Origin of the sequence: Pseudoalteromonas atlantica (assembly GCF_043641955.1) — a bacterium.
GTDB lineage: Bacteria > Pseudomonadota > Gammaproteobacteria > Enterobacterales > Alteromonadaceae > Pseudoalteromonas > Pseudoalteromonas atlantica_A.
The window spans coordinates 32,405-51,004 of sequence record NZ_JBHZRV010000015.1 but is presented as its reverse complement, the minus strand read 5'-3'; the positions used below and the strand labels follow the sequence as shown (position 1 = coordinate 51,004).

19 protein-coding genes are annotated in these 18,600 nt (G+C 40.4%); 10 read left to right on the top strand and 9 right to left on the bottom strand.

Going from position 1 to position 18,600, the window contains the following annotated elements; genetic code table 11:
- Positions 1–2: 2 nt before the first annotated feature.
- Positions 3–1,133, top strand: coding sequence for a tRNA epoxyqueuosine(34) reductase QueG (queG, locus tag ACHUE3_RS18755; protein ID WP_394193828.1), 1,131 nt, complete (start codon positions 3–5; stop codon positions 1,131–1,133).
- A 4-nt stretch (positions 1,134–1,137) separates the two neighbouring features.
- Here queG and ACHUE3_RS18750 read toward each other — a convergent pair whose 3' ends face one another.
- The 3 genes from ACHUE3_RS18750 to ACHUE3_RS18740 form a co-directional block, all read right to left on the bottom strand.
- Positions 1,138–2,271: a response regulator gene (locus ACHUE3_RS18750; RefSeq protein ID WP_394193827.1), complete on the bottom strand. Its 1,134-nt coding sequence runs from the start codon at positions 2,269–2,271 to the stop codon at positions 1,138–1,140.
- 84 nt (positions 2,272–2,355) lie between these two features.
- Positions 2,356–4,269: a hybrid sensor histidine kinase/response regulator gene (locus tag ACHUE3_RS18745; RefSeq protein ID WP_394193838.1), complete on the bottom strand. Its 1,914-nt coding sequence runs from the start codon at positions 4,267–4,269 to the stop codon at positions 2,356–2,358.
- A gap of 118 nt (positions 4,270–4,387) precedes the next feature.
- Positions 4,388–4,876: a GNAT family N-acetyltransferase gene (locus ACHUE3_RS18740; protein WP_394193826.1), complete on the bottom strand. Its 489-nt coding sequence runs from the start codon at positions 4,874–4,876 to the stop codon at positions 4,388–4,390.
- Positions 4,877–4,998: 122 nt separating this feature from the next.
- On the opposite strand from ACHUE3_RS18740, the gene ACHUE3_RS18735 reads away from it, so the two are divergent.
- The 6 genes from ACHUE3_RS18735 to ACHUE3_RS18710 all read left to right on the top strand — a co-directional run bounded on the left by ACHUE3_RS18735 (position 4,999) and on the right by ACHUE3_RS18710 (position 10,393).
- The gene (locus ACHUE3_RS18735) at positions 4,999–5,577 is read left to right on the top strand and encodes a glutathione peroxidase (protein ID WP_394193825.1); all 579 of its coding nucleotides are present in this window, start codon (positions 4,999–5,001) and stop codon (positions 5,575–5,577) included.
- A gap of 93 nt (positions 5,578–5,670) precedes the next feature.
- A complete protein-coding gene (locus ACHUE3_RS18730; protein WP_394193824.1) occupies positions 5,671–5,952 on the top strand; it encodes a peptidylprolyl isomerase in 282 nt (93 codons plus the stop codon).
- A gap of 70 nt (positions 5,953–6,022) precedes the next feature.
- Positions 6,023–6,601, top strand: coding sequence for a glutathione S-transferase family protein (locus ACHUE3_RS18725; RefSeq protein WP_394193823.1), 579 nt, complete (start codon positions 6,023–6,025; stop codon positions 6,599–6,601).
- A gap of 17 nt (positions 6,602–6,618) precedes the next feature.
- Positions 6,619–6,969, top strand: a complete 351-nt coding sequence (locus ACHUE3_RS18720; protein ID WP_394193822.1) for a DUF2750 domain-containing protein — start codon at positions 6,619–6,621, stop codon at positions 6,967–6,969.
- Between the two features lie 87 nt (positions 6,970–7,056).
- A complete protein-coding gene (locus ACHUE3_RS18715; RefSeq protein ID WP_394193821.1) occupies positions 7,057–7,737 on the top strand; it encodes a site-specific integrase in 681 nt (226 codons plus the stop codon).
- A gap of 85 nt (positions 7,738–7,822) precedes the next feature.
- Entirely contained in the window at positions 7,823–10,393 is a 2,571-nt protein-coding gene (locus ACHUE3_RS18710; protein WP_394193820.1) for a M1 family metallopeptidase, read from the top strand.
- A 68-nt stretch (positions 10,394–10,461) separates the two neighbouring features.
- On the opposite strand, the gene ACHUE3_RS18705 is transcribed toward ACHUE3_RS18710, so the two are convergent.
- Both ACHUE3_RS18705 and ACHUE3_RS18700 read right to left on the bottom strand, forming a co-directional pair.
- Positions 10,462–10,827, bottom strand: a complete 366-nt coding sequence (locus ACHUE3_RS18705; RefSeq protein ID WP_394193819.1) for a hypothetical protein — start codon at positions 10,825–10,827, stop codon at positions 10,462–10,464.
- 70 nt (positions 10,828–10,897) lie between these two features.
- Positions 10,898–11,767, bottom strand: a complete 870-nt coding sequence (locus tag ACHUE3_RS18700; protein ID WP_394193837.1) for a hypothetical protein — start codon at positions 11,765–11,767, stop codon at positions 10,898–10,900.
- A gap of 283 nt (positions 11,768–12,050) precedes the next feature.
- Between ACHUE3_RS18700 and ACHUE3_RS18695 the strand changes: the two genes are divergently transcribed.
- From ACHUE3_RS18695 to yjjG, 3 genes are read left to right on the top strand one after another with little or no spacing between them, the layout of a single operon-like run.
- Entirely contained in the window at positions 12,051–12,950 is a 900-nt protein-coding gene (locus ACHUE3_RS18695) for a phosphoribulokinase (RefSeq protein ID WP_099296176.1), read from the top strand.
- A 56-nt stretch (positions 12,951–13,006) separates the two neighbouring features.
- Positions 13,007–13,561 carry an inosine/xanthosine triphosphatase gene (gene yjjX, locus ACHUE3_RS18690; RefSeq protein WP_394193818.1) on the top strand — a complete coding sequence of 185 codons (555 nt, stop codon included), beginning with the start codon at positions 13,007–13,009 and terminating at the stop codon, positions 13,559–13,561.
- Positions 13,562–14,236 carry a pyrimidine 5'-nucleotidase gene (yjjG, locus tag ACHUE3_RS18685; RefSeq protein WP_394193817.1) on the top strand — a complete coding sequence of 225 codons (675 nt, stop codon included), beginning with the start codon at positions 13,562–13,564 and terminating at the stop codon, positions 14,234–14,236.
- A gap of 79 nt (positions 14,237–14,315) precedes the next feature.
- Here the strand turns inward: yjjG and lpxC are convergent, their stop codons facing one another.
- The 4 genes from lpxC to ACHUE3_RS18665 form a co-directional block, all read right to left on the bottom strand.
- On the bottom strand, positions 14,316–15,227 hold the full coding sequence (gene lpxC / locus ACHUE3_RS18680) for a UDP-3-O-acyl-N-acetylglucosamine deacetylase (RefSeq protein WP_058560362.1): 912 nt from the start codon (positions 15,225–15,227) through the stop codon (positions 14,316–14,318).
- Positions 15,228–15,325: 98 nt separating this feature from the next.
- Positions 15,326–16,570, bottom strand: coding sequence for a cell division protein FtsZ (gene ftsZ / locus ACHUE3_RS18675; RefSeq protein WP_394193816.1), 1,245 nt, complete (start codon positions 16,568–16,570; stop codon positions 15,326–15,328).
- 21 nt (positions 16,571–16,591) lie between these two features.
- Positions 16,592–17,824, bottom strand: coding sequence for a cell division protein FtsA (gene ftsA, locus ACHUE3_RS18670; RefSeq protein ID WP_099296171.1), 1,233 nt, complete (start codon positions 17,822–17,824; stop codon positions 16,592–16,594).
- Positions 17,821–18,600 carry a cell division protein FtsQ/DivIB gene (locus tag ACHUE3_RS18665; RefSeq protein ID WP_394193815.1) on the bottom strand — a complete coding sequence of 260 codons (780 nt, stop codon included), beginning with the start codon at positions 18,598–18,600 and terminating at the stop codon, positions 17,821–17,823. Before ACHUE3_RS18665 ends, ftsA begins: the two co-directional genes overlap by 4 nt.

Here is an 18,600-nt window from a genome sequence, read left to right as displayed (position 1 = left end):
GTGTGACTAGCCAAACCTCTGATTACAAACAACTTGCCTTAGATATTAAACGATGGGGTGAAGAACTTGGCTTTAGCGAAGTAGGTATTACCGATATTGATTTAACTAAGCATGAAGCGCAACTACAGCGCTGGCTTGATTTAGGTTATCACGGCGATATGGAATATATGGCAGCGCATGGCATGAAACGCGCCCGCCCCGCAGAGCTTGTGCCTGGTACTCAACGGGTTATTTCGGTCAAAATGAACTACCTTCCCCCCGACGCACGCTTTGCTAAAAACCTCAAAGAAAACAATAAAGCCTATATTAGTCGTTATGCGCTCGGTCGTGATTATCATAAATTGATGCGTAATAGACTTAAAAAGCTAGGTCAGAAAATAGAGCTCCATGTTGACCAATTAGGCTTTCGCCCTTTTGTAGACTCTGCACCTGTGTTGGAGCGCCAATTAGCTGAAAAAGCAGGGCTTGGATGGCAAGGAAAGCACAGCCTACTCATTAATAAAGAGGCTGGCTCTTGGTTTTTCTTAGGTGAGTTGTTTGTTGACATCCCGCTGCCTATTGATAAGCCAAATGAGTTTGAGGGCTGCGGTAAATGTGTGGCTTGCATAACTTTATGCCCTACTGGCGCTATCGTCGAGCCATATGTGGTAGATGCGCGTAAATGTATATCTTATCTAACCATTGAATTGCAGGGACCTATCCCAGAGCAATACAGATCATTATTGGGTAACAGAGTATATGGTTGTGATGACTGCCAATTAGTGTGTCCATGGAACCGCTATGGCCAAATTACCGATGAAGCTGACTTCCATCCACGAAAACAGCTGAAAGACAAAGAGTTACTTGAACTGTTTGCATGGGATGAAGCAACATTCTTAAATAATACAGAAGGAAGCCCAATACGTCGTATAGGCCATCAACGCTGGCAGAGAAATTTAGCCGTAGGGTTAGGCAATGCAAACTTTGACCAGCGTATCATTGATGCGCTCAATGACGCCCGTCAACATGCAACTGAGCTTGTTCAAGAGCACATCGACTGGGCGCTGGCACAACAGTTAAAAAAACAAAAACAGCTTCGCAAAACGGCTCGCTTAATACGCATTGTTGAAAAAGGGCTTCCTCGAGACGCTTAAACACTTATTCCTTACTGGTCAATAATGCGAGATCTTGCTCAATCTCGTTGAATGCTTTTTTAACATCCTGCACTGCTTCTGCGCGAGCAACGGAGTTTTGAATTGTTTGATCAACTTTTTGATATATAAAGATCTCTTGATCCTCATCTAACCCCATACTGGGAATACGCTCTTCAAGCTCTTCTTGCAACCGTTTAAAAACAGCTTCATTGCTTACACGGTTAGTATTAAGTAAATCAATTAGATCATGAAACTTACTATGCAACATAGCAACAACGTCATTAAATTTAGCCTGTTGTGACTCTAATTTTTGTCGGGTTAATATCGCACGGAATTGCTGCTCAGTAACACTGACTAAAAAACATACATGGTCACGAATACGGCCATGTTTGTCAGGGTCATGGTCCGGCATATTTAAAATCAGCATACTGATCAATTCGTAATTAACTAAAATTCGGTGAGAAAACTCGTGCAACCGCCCTTTATTTTTAAGCATATCAAATAGCTCAATCACAATTGGTGAACAATTGCCATGGGATGCAAAGTGTTCTGGCGGCGCATCATCAAATCTAAATTCCAGATTGCTTTGTAAATCAAAACTCTTGAGGCAACTTACCAATGCACGCCCAAGTTCTGGCACATTATCAATTAATGCAATATTTTCAATATAGTTAACAATTTGGCCCATCTCACTACTATTGGCCATTGCGTTAAAAGCTGTGGATGTTGCATCTTCAACCTGTTGTTCTAAGTTTTCCTTTTCCAAAATCACTTGGTTTAAGTGTTTAAGCTTTGCTTTTAACTCATTCTGCCCAAATGGCTTAACAATGTAATCTTCTGCTCCTACTGAATACCCTTCCATACGCTCTTCAACAGTGCCTCTAGCTGAAACAAACATAACAATGATATGAGCCGTATTAGGGTTATCTTTCAAGGCTTTACATACCTCATAACCATTCATTTTAGGCATGCTTACATCCAGTAAGATGACCTGCGGTGCAAAATCTTCCACAACGGCTAAACACTCAGGTCCACTGTTTGCTAATTTTAATTCAAACTGCAAGTCTTCTAATATTTCTTCAATAATTTCAAGATTAAAAGGCTCATCATCTACAGCTAAGACTCTAGTTACAGACATAATTTATCATCCATTTTCATTATATATTAATAGTCTAGTCCCTATATTCATTCTTACAACAAGACTATCATATTTGTTTTTTGCTCAATCTATATCCACAATTTTTAAAGGCAACGTAACGCGAATTGTTGTTCCTCCAAAATCATTGTTATGCGCCGAAATAGTCCCTTTATGAAGAGAAATAAATTCTCTACATAGTGCAAGCCCAAGGCCGGTACCTCCCGAACCATTATCGGTTTTACTACTTTGCACAAATTTAGAAAAAACATGCTCTAACTCATCTTCAGGTATCCCTACCCCACTATCTATCACTGCTATCACTGCCATATCCTGCTCAAGATCAAGAGTAATAGTGATAACACTGTGCGAACTACTAAACTTTAAAGCATTACCTAAAATGTTTCGCAGCAATTGGTTTATTTGTTCTTCATCACATTGCGCCGACACTTGTGTGACAGGGTTTTGGTACTTAATATCGATACCCTTTTCCATTGCCGTACCCGATACATCATCAATTGCCGTTTTAATAATATAGCTCAGCTCATGTTCTTTAGGGTTAAATGGAAATTTACCTACATCTAACTTAGATAAATCAAGTAAGTTATTTAACAATGAAAGTAAACGCTCTCCACTGGACTCAATTCGCGAAAAATATTTTAGCAACTTATCAATTGCTAGCTCTTCTTTTTTAAGCTTATCCAAGCCAAATCGGGCAAAACTGAGTATTGAATGCATAGGTGTTCTCAGCTCATGAGACATATTTGCTAAAAACTCTGACTTGCTGTGGTTTGCCGCTTCTGCCAAATTTTTAGCGTGCTCCAACTGTGATGTTCGCGCTCTAACCTCTTCCTCAAGCATATCTTTGGCTTCGAGTAACAAATCTTCTTTTTGTTTTAGGTGCGTTACGTTTTTAAAAATAACAGCTAATGCAATCTCACCATGGTGATCAATTTCGTTAAATGAGCCAACTAATGGAATGCCAATTCCCTCTTCTCTGGGCAAATACAAATCGCAACTAAATTGGCGGTTAACATTAAGCGTAGAGATTTTTTTGCTAATTTCATCTGCAGAAGGTTTATCCAACAAATTAAACACATTGAGCCCCTGAAAATCGTTACTAGCTAAGCTAAATAACGAGCAACATGCATCATTAGCTTCTATAATTTTTCCATCTCGTTCGAAGAGCATGATCGCATCAGGTGTATGTTTATATATAACCCTCAGAAGGCTATCTTTTTCAATTAATGCATCAACCGTGTCTTGAAGCCGCTCAACCAGCTCAGTATTGTGCCGCTTTAATAACTCAGTTTGCCAAAGTTTGTGAACTGACTGCAATAATGCATTTTCATCAATCGGTTTAACTAAAACATCTTCAACACCTTGGCGTATAGCTTCAATCATAGATACTTGATTAGGCTTCGAGGTAAATAGTAAGCAACGGCACTGAGGCTGAATTTGCTTCATTTTCGCAAATATTTCGAGGCCAGAGCCATCTGGTAAGCTAAAGTCGCTTAGTAAAAGATCAAATTTATGCTCTTGCGCTGATGCGATAGCTTCTTTGTAGGTATTGGCTGATATAGTTTGTATATGCGCCCCAATAAGACTACTTTTTACTTTTTCAAGCCGCTCAGGTAGGTGATCAACAAGCAACACTACCGGCAGTTGTAGAATATAATCAGGGCCAAGATCTAAAATGCTTTCAAGTAACGAACTAATCTCTTTATTGGCAAAAAAGGGATAAATAACGACAGCATTAGGAATAAGCTGATTTAACTCGCTAAACGCATTTAGTTGATCACCGTTTTCAGCCTTTGGCGCTAAAAGTAAATAATTTTTATTAGTTACTTTGTGAAGGAATGAATTGACTGTATTGAGCGGAACACCATGAGCGATAACCGTTAAATCATAATAATCATAAACAATCTCTTCGCTTAGCATTGAGTAATGCACAAGATCAACGTCACACTGGATCAGCTCTAGTAAAACCTTTAGCCGCATTGCTATAACACTGCTACTATCGACAATTAAAATTTTACGCACACTAGATCCTTCTTATGAATAAACTATATGTAAAAGCGTAGCTTAAAAATATAGATTTGACATAAATGCGTGCTTTTTAATCCAACCGCTTACCTAATATAGAAAGGCTGTAAGTGTTTCCGTCCATGATTGCTACGTTAGGCAACAAGCCCCACTTCTCATAAGCAAACTTTTGGAACAAATAAATACTGGGTAAGTTATGACTGAATATGAATGCTAGTAAGACTTTTATATCTAGTTCTTTTGCTTTGTGCTCTGCAAAATTTAGCAACTTCTTACCTAACCCCTGCCCTTGGACTGATGAGGTGATATAGATACTTATTTCGACGGTGCCATCATAAGCAGGACGGCCATAAAAAGATTTATAACTAAGCCATGCAACAACGCTTTTATCTTGCTCATAGACGTATATTGGTCGTTTATTAGTATGGCTTTCAAACCATACCTGTTTATCTGATACACTCACCGGCTGCGTATCTGCTGTTACCATACGACTTGCTATTGTTTCATTATAAATCGCTACAATCGCCGGCAAGTCATTTTTATTGGCAATTCGAGTAATCATAAGATTTTCTTGTTGTTGATCTGTTTATTGCATAGTAACGTAAGATTTTCATCGACTCTAGCGCAATACGATGACTTACTTGCCTTCAAAGCTCGTAATGCATGCACCTTAAGGGAATTAAAATGATAAGAAATATATTACTGAGTACCGCAATAATTAGTTTCAGCCTGCTTGCTAACGCGGAATCGATACAACCTACTAATTTGCAACATGCTGAGCAAGGTTGCAATGATTTCACCAATGTCAGCATGCGTAAATTACGCTCAAAAGAGACTTTAGATTTATGTCAATTTAAGGGCAAACCATTATTAATTGTAAATACGGCAAGTAATTGCGGGTTTACTTCTCAATTTAAAGGGTTAGAAGAGGTTTATCAGAAGTATCAAGATCAAGGCTTGGTAGTACTGGGTTTTCCATCTGATGATTTTTTTCAAGAAGAAGACGATGAGAAAGATGTCGCAAAGGTTTGCTACATTAATTATGGTGTAACCTTCCCAATGTTTGCAACCAGTGAAGTACGTGGTAGTGATGCCAATCCAATATTTAAACACTTGAACGAGCAAACCAGCTCACCTAACTGGAACTTTTACAAATACGTTGTATCGGCAGATCGCACTAAAGTTAAGCGCTTTAACAGTAAAACAAAGCCTAATTCAGAAGAGTTAACTCAAGCAATTGAACTTGCTATTACAAAGATTTAAAAAATTTATACTAGTACTAATGGTTGAATATAGACTAGACTAGAAAGCATACAATTTTGTTTGAAAAACAATACAATTTTATCGGGAGATTTTATGACAGTGGCAAGTGCAAGACACATATTAGTTGATAGCGAAGCGCAGTGTTTAGATTTAAAAGAAAAGATTGAACAAGGCGAAGATTTTGCCGAATTAGCCAAAGCACATTCAAACTGTCCTTCTGGTCAAGATGGTGGTGCACTGGGTGAATTTGGACCTGGCATGATGGTACCTGAGTTCGACAAAGTCGTATTTTCAGCACCAATCAATCAAGTACAGGGACCTGTTCAAACTCAGTTTGGGTATCACTTACTTGAAGTAACCAGCCGCACTGACTAAAGAACTATTTCCATATAAGCAAAAGCCGCATTCATTTTAAATCATTGCGGCTTTTTTTTAAGGATTGAAAATGCAGCTAATAGGTTCAACTACTTCGCCTTACGTTCGTCGTATACGAATATGGGCTTTACTTCATAACCAGCCTCTGGAGTTTACTAATTTAAATATTTTCTCAGAGGAAGATCGCCAAGTACTCATCAATAATAACCCAGCTCGTAAAGTGCCGATACTAATTGATAATGAACAAACCATCACCGACTCAAACTCTATCATGCGTTATTTACTCGTCAAACATCAATGTACACCATTAAATTGGCAACAAGAAGGTCTACTTACTATTATCAACGCCTGCAACGATTCATTAGTCGAGCTGTTACTTTGTCAGCGCTCTGGGTTTGATACCAGTGAAGATAAATTATTTTTTAATCTCCAAAACGAACGCATTGTTGAAACATTAAGCTATTTAAATAGTCATTTAACTGATGAGCAATTTATTAGCTGTGATTGCCTTGCCATCAGTTTATACTGTTTGCTTGATTGGATTTATTTTCGTGATTTGCATGATTTAACGCCTTTTACTCAACTGGTTGCGTTTCATCATAGATACAGTTTCCAAGCAAGTGCCAAGCAAACCGATCCACGTAATTAATATTAAAGGGTAAACACATGAGCGATATCGAAATTGAATCAGAACTAGTTAGTTTTGTTGAAAAAGCACGTCAAACTGAACAAGTTTGGGCGCTAGGCGCAGAAGACGGCGGCTTTGTTGTTTGTGAATCTAACCAGTTTGAGAACACCGATGTGTTACTCCTGTGGGAAAGTGAAGCAGCAGCAAAAGCGCAATGCAAAGAAGAGTGGACTGACTACAACCCAGTTGAAATCAACCTTGATGAATTCTTAGATGATTGGGTTGAAGACTTAAAAGAAGACGATGCATTAATCGGCCTAAATTGGAACGATGACCAAGTTTGTGTTGAAATTGAACCCGTAGGACTTGCTCGTGCGTTAAGTGAGTAAATTTAAACACATAGTAAACACGCTAGTTTATTTGCTTGGTAAAATTTGCTATAAACTAGCGTAAATCTATAGTCTCAAGGTATTACGTTGAAATCCCATCTAGGTCGACGCCCATTTTCAGCGATGGAATTGCACACTCTTTCCCACGGCTATATTTATGGTGACCACCGTCTTCCTCGTGAACAGGCAAAACATTGGCATTTTTGGTTACCACTAATTGCATATTATACCGGTGCTTACAGCGACGAAATTGGTCATTTACAGCTTGTAGATATTGTTGATTGTAATGGTATTAAATGTTTTGACTTTCATACCCATGGCAAAATAAAGCCGCGTATTGTTCCTATTCATCAAGCATTATTCGATGCTGGGCTAACAGATTACATTGCATTTTTAAAACAACGTAATGAAACACGACTACTGTTTGACTTACCTTCAAAGTCGGGGCGATATAGTGAAAAAGTGCGTATTTGGTTCTCTGGTGAAGGCGAGCGTGCTGGCTACTTACAAAAATGCGATATCCCTACCGTTGATCAGCTTGGAATGAAAACCGCGATGAGCAGTCTACGCCTCAACTTTGAGCAACAAATTCGTATTTTTGCCATGCAAGCAAACTCCAAAGATGCTTTTAATTACTTAATGGGCTTTATTGACTATCCAGAAGACTCTTTTGCTAACATTCAGTTGCTAAATACCGTGTTGCAACAAGTACGTAATATTAACCCTCATGTTCATTGGAAACGTTTTACTGCCCGCTTAAGCGCCTGACAAACTTTGTTACTATCTACTCCATTACTCTGAACTTGAAAGCTGCTAGGATGTAAATTCTAACAAGAACAGTTCAGGGACTCTTATGTTTATAAAAAGCTTACTCACGCTTAGTGTGGCTATTGCAGTAAATGCAGCCCATGCTAATGAATACGTCATCGAAAAACTCGCCAAACCAAGTTCTCAACAGGTTTCACTGACCTTAGATCCAGCTCAAGATACCTTTAGCGGTCAAACTGAAATAGCACTAGAAGTACTTAAGCCGACTAAATATATTGAGCTTAATGGTGTTGACTACGCAACCCAAATGGCGCAATTACTGGGTAAAGAAAACTGTGACTTAAATGCTCAAATGCTAAAGACTGGCAAAGTAAAACTTGCCTGTGAGCATCAAATTCAACCAGGTAAATACACCTTAAAAATTGATTTTACAGCCCCTTACAATCGAAAAAGTGTAGGGTTATATAAAACAATTGATCAAGGCACGCCTTATTTATTTACACAATTTGAAATGAGTGACGCTCGTCGTGCATTTCCAGTCTTTGATGAGCCAAGTTATAAAATTCCGTTTCAGTTGACCATCACAGCACCGAGTTCGCAAAAAGTCTATGCTAATACACCTGAACTAAAAACCACAATAAATGGCGATATGACGACGCACTTTTTTGATAAAACACCGCCAATTCCATCATACCTTGTTGCGATGGCTGTAGGACAATTTGAAGAGCTTGAAGTCAAAGGCATGCCTATCCCCGGGCGTATAATTACACCGCAAGGAAAAATACATTTAGCCGAATATGCTGAGCAAAATATGCCACGCGTATTAGCTGCACTTGAAGAATATTTTGGTAGTCCGTACGTTTATAAAAAGCTGGACTCTGTTGCAGTACCTGAATTCCCGTTTGGCGCAATGGAAAACTCAGGCCTTGTTACCTACCGCGAGGATATTTTATTGGTAGACCTTGCAACTGCAACACGCAGCAAAAAGCAGCGCAACGTGTCTATTATAGCCCACGAACTTGCACACCAATGGTATGGTAACTTGGTTACTATGAAATGGTGGAATGACTTATGGTTAAATGAAGCATTTGCAAGTTGGATGGCCGCTAAAATCACCGCACAGTTAAACCCTGAATTTGAATCTCACTTAGATTTACCACAAAATCGAGTGATGGCCCTAGATGCCCGTTTAAGCACTAAACCAATTCGCAAACCAATTAAAACAGAAGCTGACATTATGGATGGCTTAGGTCTTGCCTACAGTAAAGGCAGCGCTGTGCTTTCAATGGTTGAAAACTGGATTGGCGAAGATGCTTTTCAAAAGGGTATTCAAGCCTATTTGAAGAAATTCTCTTACAAAAATGCAGAAGCAGCTGACTTATGGCAAGCCTTGGGTGATGCCTCAAATAAGGATGTGGCAGGTGTATTAAAATCATTTATTGAGCAATCATCGTTCCCACTTATTAAAGTAAGTCAGCAAGGTAAAACAATTACGATAAATCAAAGTAGATTCACTAATGCGGGTGTTGATGCGCCTGAACAGTTGTGGAATGTACCTGTTGCAATTAAATATGGTGCGGGCGATAAAGTAAGAACAGCCAATGTACTGCTTAATCAAGAAACACAAAAGATCGAACTAGACTTTACCCCTGAGTGGATCTACCCAGATCAAGGCGCTTTGGGTTATTACCGCTGGGTGTTAGACGATAAGCAATTTGCTGCTTTAATTGATAATGCGGCCGAGCAATTATCTGTTCGCGAACGTCTTGCTTTATTATCTGCTGCGGATGCACTTTTAGATGCTGGTGTAATTTCTGCTGCCCATTTAATGCAAACACTTGAAACCTTTGTTAGCGACAAACATCCGCGTGTTGCAAGCACTGCTCTTGGGTATCTTGCATCACAGAAACGCACATTTGAAGATGAAAGTAATAAAGAGTTATGGCCTGCCTTTATTCGTAAAAGCATCACACCTGCGGCTAAACAATATGGCTTAACAGCTAAAGTAAATGAGGATGCAGCGATTGCCCAATTGCGCTCTCAAGTTGTTTCACGCCTTGGTTTTGATGGCGAAGATCAAAGTGTAATAAACACTGCAAAAGCGCAAGCACAGGTTTATTTAAACAATCCTGAAAAAGTAGACCCTTACTTAGCCTCTACCTATTTGAACTTAGCGGCATTTCATGGTGATAAAAACCTTTTAGATGCCTACATCAAGACCTTTAAAACCACCAAAGACCCACAAGTGCGAACTAAAATGCTTGCTGCAATGAGCTATTTTGGCAACCCTGAACTACAAACTATGGTGCTTAATTACAGTTTAACGGATGATGTAACTGCATCTGACATGCGTACAATTATGTCTGGTCAAAAGTACACAAGCGCCCGGGACGCACTCTTTATTGAATGGATATATGCAAACTACGACAAAGTGATTGCTAATTTACCGCCGTTCTTTGTGCCTAACCTCCCGTATTTTACAACGTCAGGATGTGATGCAAGTAGCTTAAAGAAAACCAACACATTCTTTAATGATAAAATTGCAGATGTGCCAGGTTATGCGCGAACATTGAGTAAATTATCAGAAAGCGTGAACAATTGCATAGCGCTTAAAGAGCGAGAGCTGGCTTCAGTAAACAGCTTTTTAAAACGTTAACAGAGCTTCACCTTCATAATAAAAACGGCAAGTGATTTACTTGCCGTTTTTATTGCTTTTCATTAAAGCTAGCCATTTATAATTTTTACTAATTGAGTTATGAATGCTTTAGCTCCTTCAGCGCTCGTCATTTTAAAACCAATACCGTAATGAATAGGGTTTGCACTTTTAAAGATACGCGTCGGAAAGCGGGTCATCTCACTGCTGTGAAAAAAGCCGGCAATTCGGCTTACTCCATCCATTGCATCAAAATCATCACTAAATACTTCAAGTGCAGGACGCAACACTAATTTTGCCTGCCCACCTTCTACATGTAAATAAATCGCCTCTTTTGAATTAGGTAGCATGTATTCAGAGATATTTTTTATCTTAAAGTTACTACGGCATGCCAATGCAACAAGTTGTTCGTGAATTTGCTCAGGTGTAGCTGTCATGGATATCCTTTATTCTCAATAGGTTGTTAGCTATCTGTGGTTTTACAACTGGAGGTTAAAACCCCCTAAACTATTTACTGCACACAAATGCAAGCTGGTCATTATTATAACTTAAACGGGTGATCTGCGTGCTGCAATAAGGCGTCAAATCAAGCCACAAAGATACACTGTCAGGCTCACTGACGCTGCGTTTATAAATACGATTATGGAGTGAGTAAATAACGCTATCATCATTGGTAAATGCATAATCTTGCACATTATCCGGTAAACGAAATATATCTCTGACGGCTTGAGTACTCGGGGAATAGCTGGCTAGCCAATTCTTACCTTTTTTGTTGTAGCTAAAAGTAAACGCAGACAATGTTGCGTTAAACGTAAGTGTTCGACCTATATCTTTGGCAACTACGTTACCTTTTGCAGCGGCCACTTTGGTGTATTGCAGTGTATGTGGTTCACCTAATATAAACATGACCACATCATTATCACGTCCCCATGCATGGTAACCAACGGGCTCTATCCATTCAAAAATACGGCGTGGCTGTTCGTTTGACTCTAGCGGGTATTGCCACAACTTTTGCTGACCACTCGCTTCCACCACAATCGCGGATAATGCATCACCTGAAGGGGTTAAGGTGGGCGAATATTCGCTAACTGGGCTATTCGTAAGGTTATAACTTTGCTGATCCGCAAAACTATAAAATACCAAATCAGTTTGACTTAACTCTGGCTCTTTAACTTCTTGAGTAAAGTAAATGCCTTTTTCAGTCAGCAGGGGTTGGTTATTATAACGGTCTGCCGATGTAATTCGGCTTACCTGTAAGCCGTATTCAGTATTTAAGCTTGCGAGTAATATTTCACTTTTCGGCATCGCGCTATTTGCAACTAATGGTAATAACAATGCCGTCAGGGCAAGTCCTTGTCGTACTAAAGTCAATTTTATTGTCTCTTTGGTTATTATTATGGGTTCTATCATAGCGCTATTTTGGGCCAATTCCCAAATCTGTTGCTCATAACCCTACTCAAGTCTCTTCTCCTTTGCTTTTATCATAGCGTTGGGTTATTCATCGTCATTTATAAGTTCACGGTTTTATTCTAATAAACACTGTATAGTCAATATGTTGAGCTTTACTGGTGTACATAATAGATTCACTTAGCTATATGCTACTTGACCTACCCCCTTGCTACACTTTATAACTAGGGGGCTACTTAAAACGAGAATAACTATGTCAGCTAAACACCCTATCATTGCAATTACAGGTTCATCTGGTGCGGGCACCACCACCACAACAAATGCCGTGAAGCATATTTTTCGCAGCTTAAATATTGCAGCCGCTTTTATTGAAGGCGATAGTTTTCATCGCTACACACGTCCAGAAATGGATAAAAAAGTACGCGAAGCACAGCAAGAAGGTAAACACATAAGTTACTTTGGCCGTGAAGCAAATGATTTTGGCGCATTAGAAGATCTGTTTAGTAATTATGGTGAAACAGGCGCAGGTAAGTTACGCCGATACTTGCACACCTTTGACGAAGCAGTGCCATATAACCAATTACCTGGTACGTTTACACCATGGCAAGAGCTTGAAAGCAATACTGACATTTTATTCTATGAAGGGTTACATGGCGGAGTGGTAGATCAAGATCACGACGTAGCCAAACATGTTGATTTACTTATTGGTATGGTGCCTATTATTAACCTTGAGTGGATCCAAAAACTGATTAGAGACACATCTGAGCGCGGCCACTCTCGAGAAGCGGTGATGGGTTCAATCGTTCGCAGTATGGATGATTATATTAACCACATTACACCGCAGTTTTCTCGCACTCATATAAACTTTCAACGCGTTCCTACCGTTGATACGTCTAACCCTTTCAGCGCCAAAGATATTCCTTCGCTGGATGAAAGCTTTGTAGTGATTCGCTTTAGGGGAATTGATGATGTGGACTTCCCGTACTACCTGCAAATGATTGAAGGCAGTTTTATGTCGCGAATAAACACCTTGGTGGTTCCAGGTGGTAAAATGGGATTAGCAATGGAGCTAGTATTAACCCCACTCATTAAAGATATCATCTTAAAAAAACGCGCCCTAGCAGACTTATCACCCATTGATATTCCGATTTAAAATATACTTTTAAGCTATATGCGATACACTACCGCTTTGTGATGAAGGAGTAGTGTATGGCACCTAAAACTAAAATACTCAACATTATTGTTGGCTCAAAAAATCCTGTTAAAATCAATGCAGCCAAACACATTTTCACAGCATACTTCCCTGATCACGAAATACAGTGCATAGGGATACACGCCCCTTCTCAAGTGCCAGATCAACCGATAGGCGAAGATGAAACACGCATTGGAGCGCAAAATCGCGTAGCGTATGCAAAACAGCATCATCAGGCTGATTTTTATGTCGCTATGGAAGGAGGTGCTGACAACTTTAGTTACGGACCTGCCACATTTGCCTTTGTGGTTATCGCCGATTCAACAACCCAAAGTATTGGCCGTAGCTGCAATTTACCCCTGCCCCTAGTGCTCTATAATGCATTGTTAGAAGGCCAAGAGCTTGGCGATGTAATGGATGATGCGTTCAATACCACAAATATCAAGCAACAAGGTGGTGCAATTGGCTTATTAACAAATAATCATGCAACACGCCAAAGTACCTACACTCAAGCGCTCACATTAGCTATGGCACCCTTCTTACATCCTGAACTTTACAAAAAGGAGGTGTAAATGAAATACACCCATGTTTTATTTGATGCCGACGAAACGTTATTTAGTTTCAATGCATTCGAAGGCCTAAGACGTATGTTCGCAACCCACGATGTAGATTTTACTAAGGCAGATTATACCCATTACCAATTAACGAATAAGTCTTTATGGCTTGATTATCAAAACAACAAAATTTCAGCAACGTACTTACAAGTCACACGATTTAGTGAATGGGCTGCTAAGCTTAACGTGCCTGCGCAACAGCTTAATAATGACTTTTTAACTGCGATGGCTGAAATTTGTGAACCTTTACCAGGCGCAAAAGCGCTCCTTGCAAAGCTAAAACCGCACGCTAAGTTAGGTATTATTACCAATGGTTTTACTCAACTACAAGCACGTCGTTTAGAACACACCGGTTTAAAAGATATGTTTGACTGGCTAGTTATTTCTGAGCAAGTGGGTATCGCCAAGCCTGCAGTAGAAATCTTTGACCATACATTTGAGCTTATGGGCAACCCTGCGAAAGACCAGATTTTAATGGTGGGTGACACTGCAAGCAGCGATATTCTCGGTGGTATGAATGCAGGAATAGACACCTGTTGGTTACAGCATCCTGGGTTTGAACTACCGCCAGGAGTTACGCCAACGTATACGATTAATGAACTGGTGCAATTACAGCATTTATTGGAACTGTAAGAGCTGCGAGTAGTTGAAAGTTAGGCAAAAAAAATGACGCTATTAAGCGTCATTTTTTATAACTGTTTAGTACAAGCAATTAAGCTGTAGCTACTTCTAAGCCTGGTGCTGGCATAGTTACAGGAGTTTCAAATGTTGCCCACTCCCATGCTGACTCAGTTGCCATAATTTTACGAAGTAGTTTGTTGTTTAAGTCGTGACCTGATTTATAGGCAGTAATTTTACCTAAAATGTTGTGGCCCGTCATAAACATATCACCAACACAGTCTAGTATTTTGTGCTTTACGAATTCATCGCTGTAACGCAGACCATTTGGATTAAGTACTTTAAACTCATCCAATACCACTGCGTTATCCATGCTGCCACCAAGTGCTAGGTTATTAGCATGCATGTACTCAATGTCTTTCATAAAACCAAATGTACGTGCACGGCTGATCTCCTCAGTGAAGCTTTGCGCCGTAATATCTAAACCGATACGTTGGCGGCTTTCATTGATTGCCGGGTGATCGAACGCAATTTCAAAGTCGATATGAAAACCATCATATGGTTCAATCTCGGCCCATTTATCGCCTTCTTCAATACGTACTTTTTCTTTAATACGAATAAAGCGTTTAGCAACTTTCTGCTCTTCAATTCCGCCTTTTTGTAACAAGTATATGAATGGTAATGCACTACCATCCATAATAGGCACTTCTGAGCTGTCTAATTCTACAATTAGATTATCAATCCCCATTGCCGCAACCGCCGCAATAAGGTGCTCAGTCGTAGATAAGCGAACACCATCTTTGTTTGTTAAACAGGTACACAACTGCGTATCACCAACGGCTTCAGGTGTTGTTTCAAAATCAACAACCGGATCAAGGTCGACACGACGAAATACAATCCCAGTATTTGCGCTCGCAGGTCGGAGAGTTATTGTGACCTTCTCACCTTTATGAAGTCCAATTCCTATGGCTTTGACTACTTCTGCAATCGTACGCTGTTTAATCATAGGTTCGCTCACTTATAGTTACAGTTAGACGGCGGATAGTATCACAGATACGACCAGCTGCCAAATTTGTTTACTTTTCATGCAAAAAATATTTTTGCTTAATCAGCCTGTTTTCTTAAAAATGCTGGGATGTCGAAGTAATCACCACCTTCTGACTTATCCGATTTTTTACCGCTTTCAGTGGTTTTTGCGCTGCCACTTTGAGCCGTCATGCCTGAATCTTGTTTCTCTGTCGCTGAGACATTATCTATTTCATGACTGCCGCTACCTTGGCTAGCAAAGCTTGGTACATACATACTGCTGCTAGTCTGGCTTGTTGAGCTTGCTACATCAGAACCTGATGCTTTTTTAAAGCCATTATCAACAATACCGAATTGCGGACGACGATCGCCACCTAGACCTGTTGCAACAACCGTTACACGAAGCTCATCAGTCATTTCTGGGTCAATAACAGCACCCACAACAACCGTTGCATTTTCAGATGCTAATGCTTTTACGTGATTACCGACGATTTCAAATTCTTCAATCGCAATATCCATACCCGCAGTAATGTTAACCAAAATGCCTTTAGCACCTGTTAAATCAACATCTTCTAATAGCGGGCTTGAAATAGCAGCTTCTGCAGCTTCTTGAGCACGATCAGGACCTGATGCTGAAGCAGTTCCCATCATTGCAGTACCCATTGCTGACATTACAGTACGTACGTCGGCGAAATCCACATTGATCAAACCAGAACGTGTAATTAGTTCGGCAATACCTTGTACAGCACCAAATAACACATCGTTTGCTTTAGCGAAGGCATCTAATAGTGTAGTCCCTTTACCTAAAACTTTAAGCAATTTATTGTTAGGAATTGTAATAAGTGAATCTACAATTTCTGACAATTCATTAATGCCTTGTTCAGCAGCAGCTGCACGCTTTTTGCCTTCAAAGTCAAACGGGCGTGTAACCACGGCAACCGTTAAAATACCTAAATCTTTCGCTATTTTAGCAACAACAGGCGCTGCGCCTGTACCTGTACCACCGCCCATTCCGGCTGCGATAAATACCATGTCGGCACCTTCAAGGCTGTTGCGAATAGTTTCTGCATCTTCTTCTGCAGAGCTGCGCCCAACTTCAGGGTTTGCACCTGCACCCAAACCAGATGTGATTTGCGTACCAAGTTGAACTGTAATGTCCGCTGATGAATTACGTAATGCTTGCGCATCTGTATTGGCCGCAATAAAGCGCACACCTTCAATTTGTTGTTTTACCATGTGCTCAACAGCGTTACCGCCGCCACCGCCCACGCCAATTACTTTTATTACAGCTTCTTCGCTGTGTTGTTCCATTATATCAAACATGTTTACTCTCCGACTTGAGTACTAAAACTCGCCTTGAAACCACTTTGTAATGCGGTTCCACCAATTGTTATCACCTTCAGGTTTCGACTTTTGTGCATTCATCGATTGCATTGTACGGCCGTATTGCAATAAGCCCACCGCCGTTGCATATGAAGGATCATCAACATAATCTGTTAAGCCAACCATCCCGATTGGCTTACCTACTCTTACTGGCATTTGGAAGATATCTTCAGCTACTTCCATGGCGCCTGCCATTTTTGCACTGCCACCTGTAATAACAAGTCCAGCTGCAATTTGGTCTTCTAATCCTGAACGACGGATTTCTTCCATCGCTAGTTCAAATAATTCTCTAAAACGCGGCTCTACAACTTCAGATAACGTATGGCGCGACATCAATCTGGCTGGACGCCCACCTACACTAGGTACTTCAATTGTATCTTCACTACTAGCCATCTGGCTGCTTGCACATGCATATTGTACCTTGAGAGACTCTGCATGTGATATCGGCGTGCGGAATATTTTTGCAATATCACCAGTAACCTGATTACCCGCAACCGGAATAACGGCAGAGTGACGCAAAGCACCATTAATATAAATAGTGATATCCATTGTACCACCACCAATATCAAGTACCGCTACACCCAGCTCTTTTTCGTCATCTGTAAGAACTGAGTAACATGACGCCAATGCTGTAAATATTAACTGGTCTACCTCTAAGCCACAGCGTTCAACACATTTTTCAATGTTTTTAGCCATGTCATTTGAGCACGTAATAATATGGGCTCTGGCTTCCATTCGCACGCCACTCATACCCAATGGGTTTTTAATCCCTTCTTGCATATCAATGCTGTATTCTTGCGGCAGCGCATGCAGCATTTTGCGTTCTGCTGATATTGGCACTGAACGGGCGATATGAATCACGTTTTCAACGTCTTCTTCAGTCACCTCGGTATTGTTAATTGCAACGACGCCATTTTCATTTTGACATTGGATATGTTTCCCTGAAATACCCAAATATACAGAGCTAATACGGCAATCGGCCATTAGCTCAGCTTCATCAATTGCACGACGAATCGATTCAGACACTAAATTAAGGTCATTCACGCCGCCTTTATCCATACCGTGGGATACTTGGCTGCCAATTCCAACAATACTGAGCTTATTATCTGCGGTGATTTCACCAACCGTGGCCACCACTTTTGAGGTGCCAACGTCTAATCCAATCACTAGGTTTCTTTCTGCTGACTTAGTCATGCCTTACTCTTATTTTGTAATTGTGCTTCTTCCAGGAGCTTCCAGCTCACTGCAAGGCCGGTATCATACCGTAAATCCACTACATCTACTTGTGCATCTGCACGCTTTTCCATACGTGGGTAGACATCTATAAATCGCTGTACCCGTTTTGCTTTTTCTTTTCGGCCTAAATTCAGCCGAATACCATTATCAAGCCAAAGCTGCCAAGAAAACCGTTCCGATAACGCTAAACTCGTTAACTTTAATTGGTTTAAGCTCAGCATATCATCAAATTGTTGATAGGCTGTCCACGCTTCGTGCTCACTGCCTTCTGGGCCATATAACTGTGGTAGCTCTTCGTCAAGTTGCTCACTGTTTGCTTGGAATACCTCGCCTTGCTTATTCAGCAACAAGTCACTATTCCATACAGCAACCGCTTGATGTTCAACTACATACACCTGCAGTGTATCTGGCCACTGCTTTCTAACAGAAGCGGTGGCGACCCAAGGTAAATCTTGTACTAAATGCTGAACATGGGTCACATTCAAATCAAAAAAGCTGGTTAAATCGGCCTTTTTTATTGCCATTATAATGGCTTTTTCATCCGTATACTTTGGTTCACCAAGCACTGCTAAATGCTTTATTTGCGCGTCTTTATTATCCACCAGCCACTGCTGAACCCCACTGGTGATCCGCACTAGGCTAACCACCACAATCAGAAAAAAACTAATGCCAAAAATCAGCGACCAATTAAGTTGCTGTTTTAACTGCGTTGCTTTTTCCAAAAGGGGATGCAT

Coding starts and splice junctions, on each gene's coding strand:
- ftsA (WP_099296171.1), bottom strand. CDS start 17,824: ATGACTAAGTCAGCAGAAAGAAACCTAGTGATTGGATTAGACGTTGGC.
- ftsZ (WP_394193816.1), bottom strand. CDS start 16,570: ATGTTTGATATAATGGAACAACACAGCGAAGAAGCTGTAATAAAAGTA.
- ACHUE3_RS18665 (WP_394193815.1), bottom strand. CDS start 18,600: ATGCATCCCCTTTTGGAAAAAGCAACGCAGTTAAAACAGCAACTTAAT.
- yjjG (WP_394193817.1), top strand. CDS start 13,562: ATGAAATACACCCATGTTTTATTTGATGCCGACGAAACGTTATTTAGT.
- ACHUE3_RS18735 (WP_394193825.1), top strand. CDS start 4,999: ATGATAAGAAATATATTACTGAGTACCGCAATAATTAGTTTCAGCCTG.
- ACHUE3_RS18750 (WP_394193827.1), bottom strand. CDS start 2,271: ATGTCTGTAACTAGAGTCTTAGCTGTAGATGATGAGCCTTTTAATCTT.
- ACHUE3_RS18730 (WP_394193824.1), top strand. CDS start 5,671: ATGACAGTGGCAAGTGCAAGACACATATTAGTTGATAGCGAAGCGCAG.
- ACHUE3_RS18710 (WP_394193820.1), top strand. CDS start 7,823: ATGTTTATAAAAAGCTTACTCACGCTTAGTGTGGCTATTGCAGTAAAT.
- ACHUE3_RS18720 (WP_394193822.1), top strand. CDS start 6,619: ATGAGCGATATCGAAATTGAATCAGAACTAGTTAGTTTTGTTGAAAAA.
- ACHUE3_RS18725 (WP_394193823.1), top strand. CDS start 6,023: ATGCAGCTAATAGGTTCAACTACTTCGCCTTACGTTCGTCGTATACGA.
- ACHUE3_RS18745 (WP_394193838.1), bottom strand. CDS start 4,269: ATGCGGCTAAAGGTTTTACTAGAGCTGATCCAGTGTGACGTTGATCTT.
- lpxC (WP_058560362.1), bottom strand. CDS start 15,227: ATGATTAAACAGCGTACGATTGCAGAAGTAGTCAAAGCCATAGGAATT.
- ACHUE3_RS18705 (WP_394193819.1), bottom strand. CDS start 10,827: ATGACAGCTACACCTGAGCAAATTCACGAACAACTTGTTGCATTGGCA.
- ACHUE3_RS18740 (WP_394193826.1), bottom strand. CDS start 4,876: ATGATTACTCGAATTGCCAATAAAAATGACTTGCCGGCGATTGTAGCG.
- ACHUE3_RS18695 (WP_099296176.1), top strand. CDS start 12,051: ATGTCAGCTAAACACCCTATCATTGCAATTACAGGTTCATCTGGTGCG.
- yjjX (WP_394193818.1), top strand. CDS start 13,007: ATGGCACCTAAAACTAAAATACTCAACATTATTGTTGGCTCAAAAAAT.